We start from the raw sequence: 18,156 nt of genomic DNA, 5'->3' as shown, positions 1-18,156 counted from the left end.
TTCACCTGCTGCCTGCCGCTTGAAGTTCGAGGCCTGACCGATGGACATGGATCTGCTGACCAATATCTTCTACGCCATGATCCGCACCGGTACGCCGCTGCTGCTGGTCGCCCTCGGCGAGCTGGTGTGCGAGAAAACCGGCGTACTCAACCTCGGCCAGGAGGGCATGATGCTGTTCGGCGCGGTGATCGGCTTCATCGTCGCCTTCGCCAGCGGCAACCTCTGGCTCGGCGTGCTGTTCGCCTGCCTGGCCGGTGTGCTGCTCTCGCTGCTGTTCGCCATGGTGGCGCTGGGCTTCAACGCCAATCAGGTCGCCACCGGTCTGGCACTGACCATCTTCGGCGTCGGCCTGTCGTCCTTCGTCGGCGCCAGCTGGGTCGGCAAGCCGCTGGCCGGCTTCGAGCCGATCGCCATTCCGCTGCTCAGCGAGATCCCCGTGATCGGCCGCATGCTGTTCGCCCAGGATCTGCTGGTGTACCTGTCCTTCGCACTGTTCGCCCTGGTGGCCTGGGTGCTGCTGAAAAGCCGCATCGGCCTGATCATCCAGGCCGTCGGCGAAAACCCCAACGCCGCCAGCGCCATGGGCCTGCCGGTGCTGCGCGTGCGCACCCTGGCGGTAATGTTCGGCGGCGCCATGGCCGGGCTTGCCGGCGGCTACATGTCGCTGGCGTACACGCCGATGTGGGCGGAAAACATGACCGCCGGCCGCGGCTGGATCGCCCTGGCCCTGGTGGTGTTCGCCAGCTGGCGGGTGAGCCGCGTCCTGCTCGGCGCCTACCTGTTCGGTCTGGCCAGCATCCTCCACCTGGTGGCCCAGGGCCTGGGCTTGGCGATCCCCGGTAACCTGCTAGCGATGCTGCCGTATGTGGCGACCATTCTGGTGCTGGTGCTGCTGTCGCGCGATGCGATCCGTACGCGGTTGTACGCGCCGGTGTCGCTGGGGCAGCCTTGGCAGCCGGGGCATTGAGACTTTTTTCGGGCCGCCGACATCCGAGTCTGTCTGTTGCGCGGCCAGACTTCCCTCCTTCCGGTGCCGCTCCGGGGGCCGTCACGAAGGGACGTCCCCCTGCGCGACACCTCCACTCGGCCTCCTGACGGGAACGGAGTCCGAGTTGCCTGGAGGATCGTTGATGCTTGCTTTGGCTTGGCTTTTTCTTTCTGCACGAACCATCAGGCGACACCAAACGCCCCTTCAGGAGGGTGAGCGGAATCGTTGCGTAGGGGGTTGAGCCGCAGGGATGCGGCGAAAGGCTTAAAGGGCCATGGATGGCCCTTTAAGCCGACCCCTGAAGCGGCGATGGAGCGAACGAACCCCGCGCGAAGCGCGGGGCCGGATGCAGGGGCAAAGCGTTTTTGCTTACTTTTTTCGCGACTGAAAAAAAGTGAGTCGCCCAGCAGGGCGAAACCAAGCCTTCAAGCGACTCGGCAATCGCCAACCGCCATCAAGCAAAACCCTCCGCCCCAAACACACCGGAGCCAACCAGTCCGCAATCAATCCAACGTGTACTCAAACGTGCTCACCACCCGCAACCGCTTCCCCACGGTCCGTCCACTGTCCATATCGCTGCCATCGTCATCGATCACCCGAATCACGCCCTGGTTGGCGTTCTTCAAACGCCCCAGCGTGGCACCGGCATCATCGGCAAAACGGGTCGCCTGCTCACGGGCATTGCTGGTGGCTGCCTCCAGCAACTGCGGCTTGAGCTCGTTGAACCCACGCAGCTGATAACGCGGCCCGGCAAAGCCGTTCATCTCGGTATCCAGCTGCACACCGGCCATGATCAGCGGATCGATGGCATTGGCCGCCTTGCCCACCGCATCGACGCGCTCGGACTTGACCAGCACCTGCCCCTGGCCGTTGAAACGCAGCGCCACATCGCGCGAGGCCCATTCGCGCGCCAGCAGGTCCTGAACCTGCAACGGCCGCACCTCGAGTTCCTCGTCGGTGAAGCCCTGCTCGCGGAGGAAATCCAGCACCCGCTGGCGATCCTCGCTGAGCCCCTTCTGCACCTCGGCGAACTGATCGCCACCACGGCGAAAGCCCAGCGTCCACACCGCGAAGTCGCTCTTCACGTCCATCTCCGCCAGGCCCTTGACCGTCACCGTGCGGTCGGCCATGCGAAAACGCTCCACGCCCTGCCCCACCGACCAGCCGGCGAAGGCCACCGCCGCGGCAATCAACGCCGCCGGCAGAAATCCGATTCGTGCTGTAGCCACGTGCTTCTCCCTGTAGGAATTGACCGAATGCGCATGCTACTCCAGCGCCGAACGAACGCCAGCATCAGCGCTCAGCCGCGGCCCAGACGCTGCAACGCCTCCAGCCGGAAGGCGATGTGCTGCTCCAGCTCGCTCAGCTCGCGCTCCAGCCGCGCGCGCTGCTGCGTATCGCTGCAGGCATCCAGCCGTTCACGCAACGCGGCACGTTGCGCCAGCAGCTCCACTTCCCGTGGCGGCACCCCGGCGCTTTTCAGCACCGAGAACGGCAGGCGCAAGCCCGGCGGTGTCTGCAGCCAGCCTTCGTCCACCACCAGCGGTTCGCCTTTTTCCTGCACGCCGCGCTGCCATCTGGCGATATCGCGGGCGATGCGTTGTTCGATGTCCTGATCGCTCATGACTCGCGCCCTCTTCTACCTGCCCCGTCATGAAAACCCAGCTGCGTGGCTTTGTCAGCGGCCGGTCGACGCCAGGTCATTGGCACGCTGGTTGCGTCGCGTCTGTATGATTGCGCCGCGCGCGATGCGAACTTTTGCCGCAGCGTTCATTCTTTTGCTTAGCGCCACCGCTACCGATTCAAGGAGCCACCCCTTTGCCCAGTCTCAACCTGCAGATTCTCATCGCGGCCTGCCTGGGCGTCGCCATCGGCTGGCTGACCGGCACGCTGCCGGCCGATGCCCCTGTGCGCGAAGGCGTGCTCTACGCCAGCACCCTGCTTGGCAGCATCTTCATTGGTCTGCTGAAGATGGTGCTGATTCCGCTGATCTTCACCTCCATCGTCGTCGGCGTGGCCAATCTGCAGGCGCACCATCAGGTGCACCGGGTGTGGGGCGGCGCGCTGGTCTATTTCACCCTCACCACCAGTGCGGCGATGCTGGTGGCGCTGGTCGCGGCGAACCTCTTCAAGCCGGGCGCGGGGCTGTCGCTGGACCTGTTCGCCGAGGCGATGAACGACTTCGAGGCGCGTCAGCTGACGCTGCCGGAGTTCTTCCTGCACTTCTTCGCCAACCTGTTCCAGAACCCCTTCGCCGCGCTGGCCAACGGCAGCATCCTGGCCGTCGTGGTGTTCGCCATGTTCATCGGCATCGCCCTGGTGGCCGGTGGCGACCGCTACCGCAATATCCTCGTGGTGCTGCAGGAATTTCTCGAGCTGATGATGCGCATCATCGGCTGGATCATGCGCCTGGCCCCGCTGGGCATCCTCGCCCTGCTGATCAAGCTGGTGGCCGAGCAGGATGTGGCGCTGCTCAGTGCGGTGGGCGGCTTCATCGTGCTGGTGTTCGCCACCACGCTGTTCCACGGCATCGTGGTGCTGCCGGGCATTCTCTTCCTGGCCACCGGCAAATCACCGCTGTGGTTTTTCCGCGGTACCCGCGAGGCGCTGATCACGGCGTTTGCCACCAGCTCCAGCGCGGCAACGCTGCCGATCTCCCTGCGTTGCGCCGAGGACAACCTCAAGGTGCGCCCGGGCATCGCCGGCTTCGTGCTGCCGCTGGGCGCGACCATGAACATGGACGGCACCGCACTCTACGAAGCGGCAGCCGCGCTGTTCGTCGCCAATCTGATGGGTATCGAGTTGAGCCTGGCGCAGCAGGCGGTGGTGTTCTTCACCGCGATGATCGCCTCGACCGGCGCCCCGGGAATTCCCAGCGCCGGCATGGTGACCATGGTGATGGTGTTGCAGGCGGTCGGCCTACCGGCCGAGGCGGTGGCGATCCTGCTGCCGATCGACCGCTTGCTGGACACGGTGCGCACGGCGGTCAACGTCGAGGGCGACATCATCGGCAGTGTGGTGGTGCAGCGTTTCGCCGATCGCGCCTAGCGCAGGACCCCACGCAACATCAGCTCGACGACTCCTTGCGGGTCTTGGCGATCAGCTCCGAGTCGATGCCCCAGCATTCGTCCAGATACCAGTCCTCACCGAACATTTCCGCCGGATGCTGGGTGCGGCCCGCGCCGTTGCCACAGGCCATCGACGTTGCCGGGCAATAGCGGTCGCAACCCCAGCACACACGTTCGGGGTGGGATGGTTCGAGGGGAAATTTCTTGGCCATTGCGCGTGCCTTTCGGGCGTTGTTGCAGTGGCCACAGGCTAAGCCTCCTCGCCGCCGCCAGACTTGATCATGCTCAAGAACGACCGGTATCGGCGCACAACAACTGTATGCACATACAGATAAAGATTGCCTGAAGCGCCGTTTGTGCACATGCTTCGCGCCATCGACCGCTGCCGTCACAGCCTCCATGCAACTCTATCTCTGCGAAAAGCCCTCCCAGGCCCGCGACATCGCCAAGGTGCTCGGCGCCAACCGGCGTGGCGACGGTTGCCTGCAGGGCGCCGGGGTGACGGTGACCTGGTGCATCGGCCATCTGCTGGAAACCGCCCCGCCGGATGCCTATGACCCGCGCTACAAGCGCTGGGTGCTGGCCGACCTGCCGATCGTGCCGGAGCGCTGGAAGATGCTGGTCAAGCCGAAGACCGCCAGCCAGTTCAAGGCGGTCAAGCGCCTGCTCGGTGAATGCAGCGAACTGGTGATCGCCACCGACGCCGACCGCGAAGGCGAGATGATCGCCCGCGAGCTGGTCGAGCACTGCCGCTATCGCGGGCCGATCCGCCGGCTGTGGCTGTCGGCCCTGGACGACGCCTCGATCCGCAGGGCGCTGGCTGCACTCAAGCCCGGCGCCGAGACTTTCAACCTCTACCACGCCGCCCTCGGCCGCTCACGCGCCGACTGGCTGATCGGCATGAACATGAGCCGGCTGTTCACCCTGCTCGGCCGCCAGTCCGGCTATCAGGGCGTGCTGCCGGTGGGCCGCGTGCAGACGCCGACGCTGCGTCTGGTGGTGGACCGCGACCGCAGCATCGCCGACTTCATCCCGGTGCCGTTCTGGGCCATCGACGTGCAGCTGCTCGCCGATGGCGCCGCGTTCACCGCGCAGTGGCAGGCTCCGGACGAGCATTGCGATGAGCAGGGCCGCTGCCTCGATCAGGCCCGTGCGCAGCAGGCGGCGGACGCCATGCGCAACGCCGCCAACGCTCGCTTGGTGAAGCTCAAGACCGAACGGCAGCGTGAGGCGGCACCCTTGCCGTTCGATCTCGGCACGCTGCAGGAAGTTTGCTCGAAGAAGCTCGGTCTCGGCGCTCAGGAAACCCTCGACATCGCCCAGGCGCTGTACGAAACCCACAAGCTGATCACCTACCCGCGCAGCGATTGCGGCTACCTGCCACTGAGCCAGCACGGCGAAGCGCGGGCCATCGTCGCGGCGCTGGCCCAGGCCGACCCGACGCTCGCGGCGCTGCAGCCGCATCTGGACCTGTCGCGCCGCTCGCGGGCCTGGAACGACGCCAAGGTCGGCGCCCACCACGGCATCATCCCCACCGCCGCGGCGCGTGGTCTCGATCGCCTGGCCGGCCGGCAGCGGGCGGTCTACACGCTGATTCGCGCGCGCTACCTGGCGCAGTTCCTGCCCAACCACGAGTACGACCGCACCCAGGCCGACTTCGACTGCGCCGGCCAGGCGCTGCGCGCGGTGGGCAAGCGCGTCGTCGAACCGGGCTGGAAACGCGCCATGCCCGAGGCGCTGGTGCCGGCACGGGGCAATCGTGAAGCAGCCGCGCCGCAAAGCCTGCCGGCGCTGCAGCAGGGCCAGGACTATGCCGTGGGTGAGATCACGCTCAAGGACCAGCAGACCCAGCCGCCGAAACCCTTCACCGAAGGCGACCTGATCAAGGCAATGAAGAACGTCGCCAAGCTGGTAGACGATCCGCGGCTGAAGCAGAAACTCAAGGACACCACCGGCATCGGCACCGAGGCGACCCGCGCCGGGATCATCCAGGGCCTGCTCGACCGCGGCTATCTGGTTCGCCAGGGCAAGGCGCTGGCGGCGACACCGGCGGCTTTCAGCCTGATCGACGCCGTGCCGCGGCCGATCGCCGACCCCGGTACCACGGCGATCTGGGAGCAGGCGCTGGACATGGTGCAGAGCGGCGAAATGCCGTTGGAGGAATTCGTCGCCAAGCAATCAGCGTGGATGAGCAAGCTGGTCGAACGCTGCGCCGGGCTGCGCATGACCATCAGCGGCCCGCCGGTGGCCGCCGGCCGAGGCGGCAAACCGTGGAAGAAGAAACGCAGCGCCACGCCGCGCAAACCGGCTCGGCGACGCAAGCCGGCCACCGCAGACTGAGCAGCTGCTAGCGCGTCATTCAGTCCTTGTTCAGTGGGGTGGCGCTGGAGCGGTTTAGACCGGGAGTGCCCTCGCCAAGCCAGACCGATACGAGCAGCCGCGCTAGTGAACCTCCAGCACTTCGTAGCACTGCGGCTGCCCATTGACCTGCAATTGCACCTCATCGCCCACCTGGCGCCCGAGCAGGCCCTGGCCAAGCGGTGATCGCGGCGAGATCACCAGAATCTCCCGCCCGTCATGCTGCAGCTTCAGCCCCGCCGCATCCGGGCCGAGGAAGAACCAGCGTTCGACGCCATCATGCTCAAGGCAAAGCAGCGCACCGACCCGCACGCACTCATCCGAGCCGATGGTCGGCTGCAGGTTGCGATAGGCGGCCAGCGCCGTCTCGATCTCGTGCAGGCGTCGTCGTTGCCCGTCGGCGAGGTAGGCGGCTTCCAGGCCGCGGGTGTCGTACTTGTTCTCGGCCTTGCTCTCGGCATGGGTGGCGGCCTCGTGGGTCGCGGCCAGCACGGCCTTGGCAACCTCGCGGTCGGCTTCGAGGGTGGCGATGATCTGCTGTTGAAGGGCGCTCTTGTTCATGGGCGAGGCTTATAGCCCGACGGCGCGACGAAGGGAATGGCGTCGTCGCCCTGCGGCACTGCGCCGGGCTCGATCACCTCGTCGGCGAGCCAGGGATTGCGGCCCTCGGCGATCCATTCCAGCGACTCGCGCCAGAAGCCGTTGCGGTGCCGGTCGTGGAACAGACCGAAATGGCCGATGCGCTCGAAGCCCATCGCGCGGGGATTGAGCTGCACCAGCTGCCGCGGGCTGTTGCGGAAATAGCCGAGCCCGCGGCGCATCGCAGCCGGCGTGGCGAACTCGTCGTCGCTGGTACTGACCGCAAGGATCGGCGCACGGACGGCGGCAAAGCGGCTGAACAGCAGTTCGTGCTCATCAGGCGGATAGCTGTCTTCCAGACGCGCGCCGCGCCGGGACCACTCCAGCGCGACGCCGGCCGGCAGATCTTCCAGCCAGCCAAGGCGGCGACCGGGGAAATAGCCAACCAGGCGGGTCACCGCGGGCATGAACAGGTGCCACTTGGCGTACATGCGCATGCGCTGATCAGCGGCGTAGTCGCGCCAGTAGGCGTACTGCCCGGCGACGTTGAGGTAGCGATCCACCTCGCTGGCGGCCTCGGCAAAGCCCGGCATGAAGCCGCCGGCGCTGTGCCCCACGGCCACCAGCAGCCCATGCGGATCACGCTCACGCATGAAGCGCACCGCGGCGTCGAAGTCGTACTCGCCCCAGTCGCGCCAGCGCATCTGCATGTCGCGCAGGCACTGCGGTCGTGAGCCGCCGATGCCGCGAAAGTCGTAGGTCAGTGCAGTGAAACCGTGCTCGTTGAGAAAGCTCGCATAGCGTGCGTAATAGCGCGACAGCACGCCGGTGGCGCAACTGATGATCACCGCGCCACGCGCCGGTCCTTGCGGATTCCACAGCTGCGCGGACAGCGCATAACTATCGCGGCAACTCAGGGAAACGGATTCGGGCATGGCACGGACCTTTCGACTTGTTATGCCGCCACCTTGCCCCGCAGCGCACATTTTTGCCATAACCTGCCGGCACCTTTGCGCAGCGGCGGCAGTCTGTTTATGACAGCCGCATTACCACTGCAGCCGGTCCGCTGCAGCGCAATACCTCATCCTGGTTTCCACTGGCATTACCGCCCCGAAGTACCGCGCCAACGAGCGGCGGGTTCCTGGCGGATCGGAGAAAAGTACATGACCGGCGAACAGCTGATCGTCTTTGGCGTACTGGCAGCAACGCTGATGCTGTTCGTCTGGAATCGCTGGCGCTACGACCTGGTCGCCCTCGCTGCGCTGCTCGCCTGCGCGCTGACAGGCGTGGTGCCGGCGGACGAGGTGTTCGCCGGCATCGGCCATCCCGCCGTGATCTCGGTGGCCGCGGTGCTGGTGCTCAGCCGCGGCCTGCTCAATGCCGGCGTGGTGGACAGCGTGGCGCGCCGGCTGATGCAGGTCGGCGAGCGGCCCTGGGCGCAGGTGGCGGCACTCACCGGGATCGTCGCGCTCAGCTCGGGCTTCATGAACAACGTCGGCGCGCTGGCGCTGTTCATGCCGGTGGCGATCTGGATGTCGCGCCAGAGCGGCCGTTCGCCGTCCTACCTGCTGATGCCGCTGGCGTTCGGCTCGCTGCTCGGTGGCACCCTGACACTGATCGGTACGCCGCCGAACCTGATCATCGCCGGCTATCGCGCCGAAGCCGGCGAGGCGCCGTTCGGCATGTTCGCCTTTTTGCCGGTGGGCGCGGCGGTAACGGTCGCCGGCGTGCTGTTCATCGCCCTGCTCGGCTGGCGGCTGGTGCCCCGGCGCCAGGAGCAGGAAGGCAACGGCGATCTGTTCGAGATCAGCGCCTACCTCACCGAAGTGCGGGTGCCGGAAGGCTGCAAGTACGCCGGGCGCACCGTGCACGCGCTGATCAATGCGGTAAAGGACGAGGCCGATGTGCAGGTGATCGCCCTGGTGCGCGGCGACGAGCGCCAGCGCATGCCGTCGACCTACGAGGTGCTGCGCGAAGGCGACATCCTGCTGGTGGAGGCCGATTCGGACAGCCTAAAGGCACTGCTCGACGTCACCGGCGTCGAGCTGGCGGCCGAAGTCGACGAGCAGGAGGAGAAGGCCCATGACGAGCGGCAGGCCACCGAGCAGGCCATCGAGCAAGAGAAGGCCGAGAAGAAGCACAAGAGCCGGCACGGCGAACTGACCCTGGCCGAAGCCATCGTTTCGCCGGGCTCCATGCTGGTGGGCACCAGCGCCAGCGGCCTCGACCTGCGCGAGCGCCACGGCGTCAACGTGCTGGCCGTCGCCCGCCAGGGCCAGCGCTTGCGCCAGCGCCTGGGCCAGATCCGCTTCTCCGCCGGCGACATCCTGTTGCTGCAGGCCCGCGAAGATGCCCTGCAGTCCAGCCTGAACAGCCTGGGCTGCCTGCCGCTGGCGTCGCGCGGACTGAGCATCACCACCCCGCGCAACGTGATGCTGGCCAGCGCCATCTTCGCCATCACCCTGGCGAGCATCGCCTTGGGCCTGCTACCGGCCGCAACCGCGCTGGTTACCGGCGCGCTGGTGATGATCCTGGTCGGGCTGATTCCGCTGGGGCGCATCTACGAGAGCATTGACATGCCGGTGATCGTGCTGGTGGCCGCGATGCTGCCGGTGGGCCAGGCGCTGGAAACCACGGGCGGCTCGCAACTGATCGCCGAAGCGCTGCTGGAGCTGGGGCAGTCGTTGCCAGCGGCAGCGACCCTGGCGCTGCTGATGGTGGCGGTGATGCTGATCTCCAACGTGGTCAACAATGCCGCGGCAGCGGTGCTCGCCGCGCCGGTGGCGATCAGCCTGGCGCGCGGGATGGACGTGTCGGTCGATCCGTTCCTGATGGCCGTGGCGATCGGCGCGTCCTGCGCCTTCCTCACGCCCATCGGCCATCAGTCCAACACGCTGGTGATGGCACCGGGCGGCTATCGCTTCGGCGACTACTGGCGACTGGGCTTACCGCTGTCGATCCTGGTAGTGCTCTGTGCGGTGCCGGCGATCCTTTGGATCTGGCCGTTGTGACTGGCCAACTGACGGCGCCAAGTGGCGCCGTCCTCCGAACGGATACTCAACTCGCCTTGAAGCGGCTGACGTTGTCCAGCAGGGTGCCGGCCAGGTCGCTGAGTCGGCTGGCAGTATGGTGGTTGGTGCCCACCGCTTCGCCGTTTTCCTCGGCCATGCGCGCGATGGTTGACACCTGCTGCGCGATTTCCGCCGATGCCGCGCTCTGCTCACGCAGGGCATTGGAAATCTCCGCGACCGTCGACAACACCTGATTGGCCGCCTCGCGGATGCCGCCCATGGCTTCGCCGGCGCGCTGCGCACGTGCGACCCCCTCGTTGACCTTGGCAACGCCCTGCTCCATGCCTTGCACCGCGCCCTCGGTGCCCTGCTGAATGGCCGAAACCATCTGCGCGATCTCCTTGGTGGAGTTGGCCGTGCGTTCGGCCAGCTTGCGCACCTCGTCGGCCACCACCGCAAAACCACGCCCCTGATCGCCCGCCCGCGCCGCTTCGATTGCCGCATTCAGCGCCAGCAGGTTGGTTTGCGCCGCGATATCGCCGATCACCCCGACGATGGCCGATATCTGCCCGGAACGCTCGCCCAGCTCGGCGACGGTACGCGCCGAGTCGCCAACGGATATGGCGATCTGGCTGATTTCATCGACCACTGCGGCAACGATCTCGCCCCCCTGACGCGACAGTTCGCCGGAGCGATTGGCCAGCGCATCGGCCTCGCCCGCGTTGCGTGCAATGCTCTCGATGCCGACGGTCATCTGCTCCACCGCAGCCGCCATGCTCGATGCCGCATCGCTCTGGCATTGCGAGGCGACATGAATCTGCCCCGACGCGGTCGCCAGGCTGCGCGCCGAGTCGGCGACGTGGTCGGAGTTGCTCTTGATGCTGCCGATCAACTGGCGCATGGCCTCGGCCATGTCATTGAAACTTCCGGCAACGTAGCGCAGCTCGTCCCGCGCAGCGAGCTGGATATGCGCGGTGAGATCGCCGGCGGCGAGCCGCTCGCTGCCGTCGCGCAGGCTGCGAATGCTGGTCATCACCGACAGATAGGCGCCGACTGAGAGATAACCGATCACCGCCAGCACCACCAGCAGCATGGCGAGGTTGCCATGCAGCATCTGCCGCGCGTCGTCGATGCGCTGCTGCAGCAGCTGGTCCAGACTCGGCAGCAGCACGTCGTACATCTGCGTATAGGCGATGCCGATCGCGTCGGTGGTCATGTCGAAGAACTGCGCCGACGAGGTGCTAGTGAAATCACCACGCACCACCATGCCCTGCACCACACGGTCGACCGCTTCGCCACGCTCACGCAGCGTCGCCACCGCGCGATTGAGCTGTGTCTGCAGCTCTGGTCGCTGGGCGATGACCTTTTCCATGCTGCGTTCCATCTCCACCGTGGCCGAGCGGATCTCCTCGGTGATGACGATCAGCACGGTGCGCTGCTCGTCGCTGATTTCGCCCCTGGCGAGCATCGCCGAGGCGCTGCCGCGCAGGCGGCCGAGTCGCTCGATCAGAAACGGCAGGCGGTTGACTGCGGTGGTCATCAGGTAATAGGTCTGCGGTTCCGGATCGAACGTCAGGCCATAGGCATCGGAGATTAGCGTCTGGAAATTCAGCAGCTCACCGATCAGTGCGGTATGCGCCTGATAGCTCTGCGGCTGCGACCAGCCCTGCACGCTGCGCTTGATCTGGTCCCAGCCGCGGCTGATGTCCTGCCATTCGCGCATGGCGCGCTTGTCATCGGCCAACGTGCGGTTCATTTCCGCCACGGCCGCATCGACGCTGGCTTGCAATGCGGTTCGACGATCCGCCATCGCCGCGTTGCCGCCCAGCAACATCGCCGAAACGCCGCGGTGCTGCTGGGTCAATTCGACGAGCTTGGACAGTGGCCGCGCCAGGGCGGACGCCACCAGCTCGTTCTCGGCACGCTCGATGGTGCGGTTGAGCTGGCTGGCGATGGTCCACATCAGGCTGGCGAAGGCGAGAAACACCAACAAGCCGATCAGAGCGAACTTGCTCGGATAGTTGAGACGGTTCATCAGCAGTTCGGCTGGGGAAAACAGGAGTTTCATGGTGCATTCCTGAACGATGCGAGGTGCTGCAGAGGCTGATCGATTTCATGGCACCCGGACGCGGACGGCGGACGGACGCTCGCGAGCGATCAAATCGATATGAGATGTGCCGCGCAAAATACGGATCCGACCCGGCGGTCACCCTGACCATAATCAAGATCGGAGGCCAAAAAATCGACGCCACTCAGCCGTAAATCCAATTGGATGCCGAAGCGCTCAACGCTTTTCGTCATGACGGACGAACTCCGCTGCTTCGATGCAATCCCACCTCCCTGTGTTTGTCCTTCTTCGGCGGTAGGGCTTTACCGGAGCCCGCAAGCGTGAATAATGCCGCCCCCTTTCGACGAGACGAGGTATCCATGACGGCGCCAGCCACCGCAGCGACCCCGCCCCTTTCCGCCCGCGCCGTGCTGCTGCTCGAGCTGGCGCTGGCCATGGGCGGTTTCGCCATCGGCACCGGCGAGTTCGCCATCATGGGGCTGATGCCTAACGTCGCCGAAGGGCTGGGCATCAGCGAACCCCAGGTCGGCAACGTGATCAGCACCTACGCACTGGGCGTGGTGGTGGGTGCACCCTTGCTGGCGATCCTCGGCTCACGGCTGTTCCGCCGGCACCTGCTGCTGTTGCTGATGGGTTTCTTCGCTCTGGGCAATTTCGCCAGCGCCCTGGCGCCGGACTACTCGACGCTGATGATTTTCCGCTTTATCACCGGCCTGCCTCACGGCGCGTATTTCGGCGTGGCAATGCTGGTGGCCGCCTCCATGGTACCGCCGGACAAGCGCGCCCAAGCCGTGGCCCGAGTGCTGATGGGCCTGACCGTGGCGATCCTGATCGGCAATCCGCTGGCCACCTGGCTCGGGCAATGGCTGAGCTGGCGCTATGCCTTTGCCTTGGTTGGCGCCATCGCCCTGCTAACGGTCTTGCTGGTGGCGCTGTTCCTGCCGCTGAACCGCGACGAGCCGCGCAACAGTCCGTTGCACGAAATCCGCGCGTTCAACCGGCCGCAGGTCTGGCTGGCGCTGGCGATCAGCTCGATCGGTTTCGCCGGGATGTTCTGTGTGTTCAGCTACATGGCGCCCACGCTACTGGAAGTCACTGGCGTCAGTGCCGGCTGGATTCCGTTCGCCCTCGCCGCCTTCGGCCTTGGCGGCATCGTCGGCAACCTGGTCGGCGGCTGGCTGTTCGACAAGCTGCGCTTCAAGGCGGTCGCCTGGCTCTTGCTGTGGAGCGCGCTGGTGCTGCTGGTATTCCCGCTGGCCGCGCACTCCGTGTGGACGATCTTTCCGGCGGTGTTCGCGGTGGGCACCATGGTCTCGCTGTCGCCCGCTCTGCAGACCCATCTGATGGACGTCGCCGCGGATGCCCAGACCCTTGCAGCCGCCTCCAACCACGCCGCGTTCAACGTCGCCAATGCGCTTGGGCCCTGGCTGGGCGGCCTGGCGATCACCGCCGGTTTTGGCTGGACGTCCACCGGCTATATCGGCGCCGCTACCGCCGTAGGGGGCCTGCTGGTGTTCGCCTGGGCCTGGAAAATCGAGCGCGCAGTGCGGGAAGCCGAGGCGGAGCCAGCGGCCTGCTGCTCCTGACTCCGACGACCGCCCCCCTGGCGCGCAACATGCAGTAATCAGTGAGACACGGGGCCGTCTTGCAGATCATTCGGCAAGCGGGTCCTATTCATAGCCCCTGATTCGAGACCCTGACCTTGCAGCGCTTCTTCCTGTTCCGCAGCAAAGCCCGGCGGCTCTGCCTGTTGCTCATCGCCCTGTTCGCCGTCGGCCTGCCGGTGGGCTGTTCGGTGCTCGAACAGAAGGAGCGCGAGCTGGTGTTCCGCATCGAGCCGGGCACTGCGTCCTGGTTCAGTGGCCTGCCGCGCGGCATCGAAGAGTTGCAGCTTACCGATTCGGCGTTCGGCGACGAGCAGAACATCCACGCCTGGTGGTGGCCGGCCGCCGAAGCCGACGCACCGGCATTGCTCTACCTGCACGGTGTACGCTGGAACCTCACCGGCCACCTGTTCCGCCTGGAGCAACTGCGCGCCCTGGGCTTTTCGGTGCTGGCCATCGACTACCGCGGCTTTGGCCAGAGCCTTGGCGAGCTGCCGTCGGAACGCAGCGTCTATGCCGACGCGCGCATCGGCTGGGAACGCCTGAAGGAATTGCAGCCGGACGCCAGCAAGCGCTTCATCTACGGTCATTCCCTCGGCGGCGCGGTGGCGGTCGACCTGGCGGCGGAGCTGGGCCAGCAGGCCGAACGCGACGAAACACCCGCCGAGGCGCGCGCGCTGATCATCGAGTCGACCTTCACCTCACTGGCCGACGTGGCGACCGTGGTATCGGACACCACGCTGCCGGTGCGCTGGCTGCTGTCGCAGAAATTCGACTCGCTGAACAAGATCGGCCGCATCGGCATGCCACTGCTGGTGGTGCACGGCACCGACGACCGCTATGTGCCGCCGCGCTTCAGCGAGCAACTGTATGAGGCCGCGCGCCAGCCCAAACAGTTGCTGCTGGTCGAGGGAGCCACCCACAACAACAGCCTGCGCGTGGCGCTCGGCGCCTATGGTCGTGCGTTGCAGGCACTGCTGGAATCCGGCACGCAGCCGTCTATCGAAGTCTCCCGGCGCGGTTAGATTCGACAGCAATACGCTGCTGCCTATCGATAAGTGATGTAGAGTTCGAACACATTTGCGTGAGAACTCTACAGTGACCCATTGGCTCTGTTTGATATTGGCTTTGCCGACATCGAATGCCGCAGAACGCATGCGCGCCTGGCGAGCACTGAAGGCCGCCGGCGCTGCGGTATTGCGCGACGGCGTCTACCTACTACCAGATCAGCCGGCATGTCGCGAAAGCATGTCCCGCGTCGAGCGCGACATCCTTGGCGGCGAGGGTTATGCCTGCGTTTTGCCGGTGTGCGATCCCCAGGGCGAGCGCTTCGTCTCACTGTTTTCCAGAGCGTCGGAGTACGCCAGTCTGCGTGCCGAGGCCGATGCTCAGCTCATCCAGGTCACGCCGGAAACCGCGCTGTCGCTGACGCGCCAGGCGCGCAAGTTGCGCAAGGCCTACGCCCAACTCACGGAGATCGACTTTTTCCCGGATGCGGCGCAGCAGCAGGCCGACGCCAGACTGCGCGAGCTAGAACTGGCCATCAGCCGGGCGCTTTCACGCGACGAGCCGAGCAGACAGGAACAGGCGCTGGAGCGGCTGTCGTTGCACGAGTTCAAGGGACGCACATGGGCCACCCGTTGCCGACCCTGGGTCGACCGCCTGGCCAGCGCCTGGTTGATCAGGCGCTTTATCGACCCCGCGGCACGCATCCTCTGGTTACCGACGCCCGAAGCCTGCCCGAGCGAGGCACTGGGCTTTGATTTCGATGGCGCGCGCTTCAGCCATGTCGGCGACCGCGTCACTTTCGAAACCATTCAGGCCAGCTTCTCCCTGGCGGCGCCCGGGCTCGACCGAGTGGCCGCTGTTGTGCACTACCTCGACATCGGCGGCACCCAGCCTGCCGAAGCCGCGGGCGTGGAGCGAGTGCTGGCCGGCCTGCGCGCCAGCCTGGAAAGCGACGACGAATTACTGGACGCCGCCTGCGCCATCTTCGATGGATTGCTGGCGGCCTTTGCCGTGGAAACGCAGACCGATGAATGACAACAGCATGCAACCCGACTCGGCAAAACCGCGTAGCGAGCCCGTGAGTTTCAGGCAGGCGCTGCTGTTCTGGCTCAAGCTCGGCTTCATCAGTTTCGGCGGCCCGGCCGGGCAGATCGCGATCATGCATCAGGAGTTGGTGGAGCGGCGTCGCTGGATCTCCGAACGGCGCTTTCTCCACGCACTCAACTACTGCATGCTGCTGCCCGGCCCGGAGGCGCAGCAACTGGCGACCTATATCGGTTGGCTGCTTCACCGCAGCTGGGGCGGAATCGTCGCCGGTGCGCTGTTCGTATTGCCGTCGCTGCTGATCCTCATCCTGCTGTCCTGGATTTACCTTGTCTTCGGCGAGGTGTCGCTGGTCGCCGGCATCTTCTACGGCATCAAACCGGCCGTGACCGCCATCGTGCTGCATGCAGCCCACCGCATCGGCTCGCGCGCACTGAAGAACGGCTGGCTGTGGGCTATCGCCGGCGCCTCGTTCGTGGCGATCTTCGCGCTCAACGTGCCCTTCCCGCTCATCGTGCTGGGGGCTGCCCTGGTCGGCTACCTGGGCGGACGCTTCGCCCCCGGCCAGTTCAACCTTGGCGGTGGCCATGCGGCGGCGGACAAATCCTATGGCCCGGCGGTGATCGATGACGACACCCCACCACCTGCCCATGCGCGCTTTCGTTGGCCTCGCCTGATCGCGCTGCTCGGCATCGGCGCAGTGCTCTGGATACTGCCGATGGCGCTGCTGATGGCGCTGTTCGGCTGGGGCGGCACACTCACCCAGATGAGCTGGTTCTTCACCAAGGCCGCGCTGCTGACCTTCGGTGGCGCCTATGCGGTGCTGCCCTATGTCTATCAGGGTGCAGTCGGGCACTACGCCTGGCTGACCCCGACTCAGATGATCGATGGCTTGGCGCTGGGCGAAACCACGCCCGGCCCGCTGATCATGGTGGTGGCCTTCGTCGGCTTCGTCGGCGCCTACGTGCAGCCGGTCTTCGCTGCCGACCAGGCATTTGCCGCCGGCGCCCTCGCAGCGTGTCTGGTCACTTGGTTCACCTTTCTGCCGTCGTTCCTGTTCATTCTGGCCGGAGGCCCCGTGGTGGAGTCGACTCACGGCCAGCTCAAGTTCACCGCCCCGCTCACCGCAATCACGGCCGCGGTGGTCGGCGTGATCGTCAACCTGGCGCTGTTCTTCGGCTACCACGTGCTCTGGCCAGAGGGCTTCGCCGGCAGATTCGACTGGCCCTCGGCGATGATCGCGCTAGGTGCAGCCGTGGCGCTGTTCCGCTACAAGCGTGGCGTGATCCAGGTGTTGCTGGCCTGCGCTGTGGCCGGCCTGGCGGTGCATCTGCTGAGATAAGCCATCCGGCGACTCAGCTGTATCGCTCAACGCTGCAATCCTTCGAGCAAGGCACGGTGAAATTCTTCCGGCGCCTCGACCTGGGGCGAGTGCCCCAGATCGGGGAAGGCCACCAGCTTGGCATCCGGAATCATCGCCGCCGCCTGTCGGCCCAGCTCGGGGTAGTTGCCCAGGCGTTTGGCGACCTCGCCCGGCGCCCGGTTGGCACCCGGCGCGGTGCGGTCCAGGCCGCCGATCAGCAGCAGTGTCGGTGTGCTGATGCGGGGAAACTCGTGGATCACCGGCTGGGTGAAGACCATCTCCGAGGTCTGCGCCTGATTCCAGGCCACCCGCTCCTTGCCCTTTCCGGCATACATCCCGGCGAGCATTTCCACCCAGCGGTCGTACTCCGGCTTCCAGTTGCCGTTGTAGTAGAACTTCTGCTGGTAGGCCTTGATGCTGTCGAAATCGGTCTTGAGTTCCGACTGGTAGAGCTGATCGATGGAGGCGTAGGGCACGCCCTCGGCCTGCCAGTCTTCGAGGCCGATGGGGTTGACCAGCACCAGCTGCTCGACCCGTTGCGGATAGTTCAGCGCCAGCCGCGCCGCCAGCATGCCGCCCATGGAATGACCGATCAACGTCACCTGTTCGATACTCTCCTGCTCCAGCAACGCCTGGGTGTTGTGCGCCAGCTGGGCGAAGCTGAACTGGTAGCCCTCGGGCTTGCTCGAGCTGCAGAAACCGACCTGATCGGGGGCGATGACCCGGTAGCCAGCCTCGCTGAGCGCCTCGAGGGTGCGTTCCCAGGTCGCCGCGCAGAAGTTCTTGCCATGCAGCAACAGCGCGGTGCGGCCGTTCGCCTTGCCCTTTGGCGCGATGTCCATGAAGGCCATTTCCAGCGCCTTGCCCTGGGATTCGAAACGGTAGTGCTTGAGCGGATGCGGATAGCTGAAGCCTTCCAGCTGCGGACCGTAGGCCGCTCGGCTTTCGGCCAGCAGTGGCAGGCTCAGGGATAGACCGGCGGCAAGCGCCAGGGCGGACACGGCTGTTTTCACGCGCGACTCCTGTTTCACTACGGATCGGGAAACTCCGTACATAGGAATGCGT

At 65.8% G+C, this 18,156-nt stretch carries 15 protein-coding genes; 8 read left to right on the top strand and 7 right to left on the bottom strand.

Translation table 11 applies throughout. From position 1 onward, the window contains the following. The first annotated feature begins 40 nt into the window (after positions 1-40). Complete coding sequence (locus EA798_RS05605) at positions 41-967, top strand: ABC transporter permease (RefSeq protein WP_011914010.1); 927 nt, start codon at positions 41-43, stop codon at positions 965-967. 524 nt (positions 968-1,491) lie between these two features. Here the strand turns inward: EA798_RS05605 and EA798_RS05600 are convergent. Together EA798_RS05600 and EA798_RS05595 are read right to left on the bottom strand one after the other, a co-directional pair. Beyond that, on the bottom strand, positions 1,492-2,217 hold the full coding sequence (locus EA798_RS05600) for an SIMPL domain-containing protein (protein ID WP_122098336.1): 726 nt from the start codon (positions 2,215-2,217) through the stop codon (positions 1,492-1,494). Between the two features lie 71 nt (positions 2,218-2,288). Then, positions 2,289-2,612, bottom strand: coding sequence for a hypothetical protein (locus EA798_RS05595; protein ID WP_122098335.1), 324 nt, complete (start codon positions 2,610-2,612; stop codon positions 2,289-2,291). 194 nt (positions 2,613-2,806) lie between these two features. On the opposite strand from EA798_RS05595, the gene EA798_RS05590 reads away from it, so the two are divergent. Further along, positions 2,807-4,036, top strand: a complete 1,230-nt coding sequence (locus tag EA798_RS05590) for a dicarboxylate/amino acid:cation symporter (RefSeq protein WP_122098334.1) — start codon at positions 2,807-2,809, stop codon at positions 4,034-4,036. A 19-nt stretch (positions 4,037-4,055) separates the two neighbouring features. On the opposite strand, the gene EA798_RS05585 is transcribed toward EA798_RS05590, so the two are convergent. Continuing rightward, positions 4,056-4,268: a DUF3079 domain-containing protein gene (locus EA798_RS05585; protein ID WP_122098333.1), complete on the bottom strand. Its 213-nt coding sequence runs from the start codon at positions 4,266-4,268 to the stop codon at positions 4,056-4,058. Between the two features lie 187 nt (positions 4,269-4,455). Between EA798_RS05585 and EA798_RS05580 the strand changes: the two genes are divergently transcribed. Continuing rightward, positions 4,456-6,396: a DNA topoisomerase III gene (locus EA798_RS05580; RefSeq protein ID WP_122098332.1), complete on the top strand. Its 1,941-nt coding sequence runs from the start codon at positions 4,456-4,458 to the stop codon at positions 6,394-6,396. 102 nt (positions 6,397-6,498) lie between these two features. Here EA798_RS05580 and EA798_RS05575 read toward each other — a convergent pair whose 3' ends face one another. Continuing rightward, a complete protein-coding gene (locus EA798_RS05575; protein WP_122098331.1) occupies positions 6,499-6,975 on the bottom strand; it encodes a GreA/GreB family elongation factor in 477 nt (158 codons plus the stop codon). Further along, on the bottom strand, positions 6,972-7,928 hold the full coding sequence (locus EA798_RS05570; RefSeq protein ID WP_122098330.1) for an alpha/beta hydrolase family protein: 957 nt from the start codon (positions 7,926-7,928) through the stop codon (positions 6,972-6,974). Before EA798_RS05570 ends, EA798_RS05575 begins: the two co-directional genes overlap by 4 nt. A 228-nt stretch (positions 7,929-8,156) precedes the next feature. Between EA798_RS05570 and EA798_RS05565 the strand changes: the two genes are divergently transcribed. Then, positions 8,157-10,004, top strand: a complete 1,848-nt coding sequence (locus tag EA798_RS05565; protein ID WP_122098329.1) for an SLC13 family permease — start codon at positions 8,157-8,159, stop codon at positions 10,002-10,004. Positions 10,005-10,050: 46 nt separating this feature from the next. Here the strand turns inward: EA798_RS05565 and EA798_RS21075 are convergent, their stop codons facing one another. After that, positions 10,051-12,072: a methyl-accepting chemotaxis protein gene (locus EA798_RS21075; protein ID WP_122098328.1), complete on the bottom strand. Its 2,022-nt coding sequence runs from the start codon at positions 12,070-12,072 to the stop codon at positions 10,051-10,053. Positions 12,073-12,431: 359 nt separating this feature from the next. On the opposite strand from EA798_RS21075, the gene EA798_RS05555 reads away from it, so the two are divergent. The 4 genes from EA798_RS05555 (at position 12,432) to chrA (ending at position 17,070) form a co-directional block, all read left to right on the top strand. Beyond that, positions 12,432-13,658: an MFS transporter gene (locus EA798_RS05555; protein WP_122098327.1), complete on the top strand. Its 1,227-nt coding sequence runs from the start codon at positions 12,432-12,434 to the stop codon at positions 13,656-13,658. A 116-nt stretch (positions 13,659-13,774) separates the two neighbouring features. Beyond that, positions 13,775-14,701, top strand: coding sequence for an alpha/beta hydrolase (locus EA798_RS05550; protein ID WP_122098326.1), 927 nt, complete (start codon positions 13,775-13,777; stop codon positions 14,699-14,701). 73 nt (positions 14,702-14,774) lie between these two features. Continuing rightward, positions 14,775-15,719 (top strand): chromate resistance protein ChrB domain-containing protein, encoded by a 945-nt coding sequence (locus EA798_RS05545; RefSeq protein ID WP_276330358.1) that lies wholly within the window; start codon positions 14,775-14,777, stop codon positions 15,717-15,719. A gap of 7 nt (positions 15,720-15,726) precedes the next feature. Further along, on the top strand, positions 15,727-17,070 hold the full coding sequence (chrA, locus tag EA798_RS05540; protein WP_232102361.1) for a chromate efflux transporter: 1,344 nt from the start codon (positions 15,727-15,729) through the stop codon (positions 17,068-17,070). Positions 17,071-17,096: 26 nt separating this feature from the next. On the opposite strand, the gene EA798_RS05535 is transcribed toward chrA, so the two are convergent. Next, positions 17,097-18,104: an alpha/beta fold hydrolase gene (locus EA798_RS05535; RefSeq protein ID WP_122098324.1), complete on the bottom strand. Its 1,008-nt coding sequence runs from the start codon at positions 18,102-18,104 to the stop codon at positions 17,097-17,099. Between the last annotated feature and the right edge of the window lie 52 nt (positions 18,105-18,156).

This window comes from Pseudomonas songnenensis (genome assembly GCF_003696315.1).
GTDB lineage: Bacteria > Pseudomonadota > Gammaproteobacteria > Pseudomonadales > Pseudomonadaceae > Stutzerimonas > Stutzerimonas songnenensis.
Note: the sequence above shows the minus strand (reverse complement) of the source record. Positions and strands in the feature narration are given on the sequence as shown.

Excerpts from the sequence above, each read along its gene's own strand:
- EA798_RS05605 (WP_011914010.1), top strand. The coding sequence starts at position 41 with ATGGACATGGATCTGCTGACCAATATCTTCTACGCCATGATCCGCACC.
- EA798_RS05595 (WP_122098335.1), bottom strand. The coding sequence starts at position 2,612 with ATGAGCGATCAGGACATCGAACAACGCATCGCCCGCGATATCGCCAGA.
- EA798_RS05585 (WP_122098333.1), bottom strand. The coding sequence starts at position 4,268 with ATGGCCAAGAAATTTCCCCTCGAACCATCCCACCCCGAACGTGTGTGC.
- EA798_RS05580 (WP_122098332.1), top strand. The coding sequence starts at position 4,456 with ATGCAACTCTATCTCTGCGAAAAGCCCTCCCAGGCCCGCGACATCGCC.
- EA798_RS05575 (WP_122098331.1), bottom strand. The coding sequence starts at position 6,975 with ATGAACAAGAGCGCCCTTCAACAGCAGATCATCGCCACCCTCGAAGCC.
- EA798_RS05570 (WP_122098330.1), bottom strand. The coding sequence starts at position 7,928 with ATGCCCGAATCCGTTTCCCTGAGTTGCCGCGATAGTTATGCGCTGTCC.
- EA798_RS05565 (WP_122098329.1), top strand. The coding sequence starts at position 8,157 with ATGACCGGCGAACAGCTGATCGTCTTTGGCGTACTGGCAGCAACGCTG.
- EA798_RS21075 (WP_122098328.1), bottom strand. The coding sequence starts at position 12,072 with ATGAAACTCCTGTTTTCCCCAGCCGAACTGCTGATGAACCGTCTCAAC.
- EA798_RS05555 (WP_122098327.1), top strand. The coding sequence starts at position 12,432 with ATGACGGCGCCAGCCACCGCAGCGACCCCGCCCCTTTCCGCCCGCGCC.
- chrA (WP_232102361.1), top strand. The coding sequence starts at position 15,727 with ATGCAACCCGACTCGGCAAAACCGCGTAGCGAGCCCGTGAGTTTCAGG.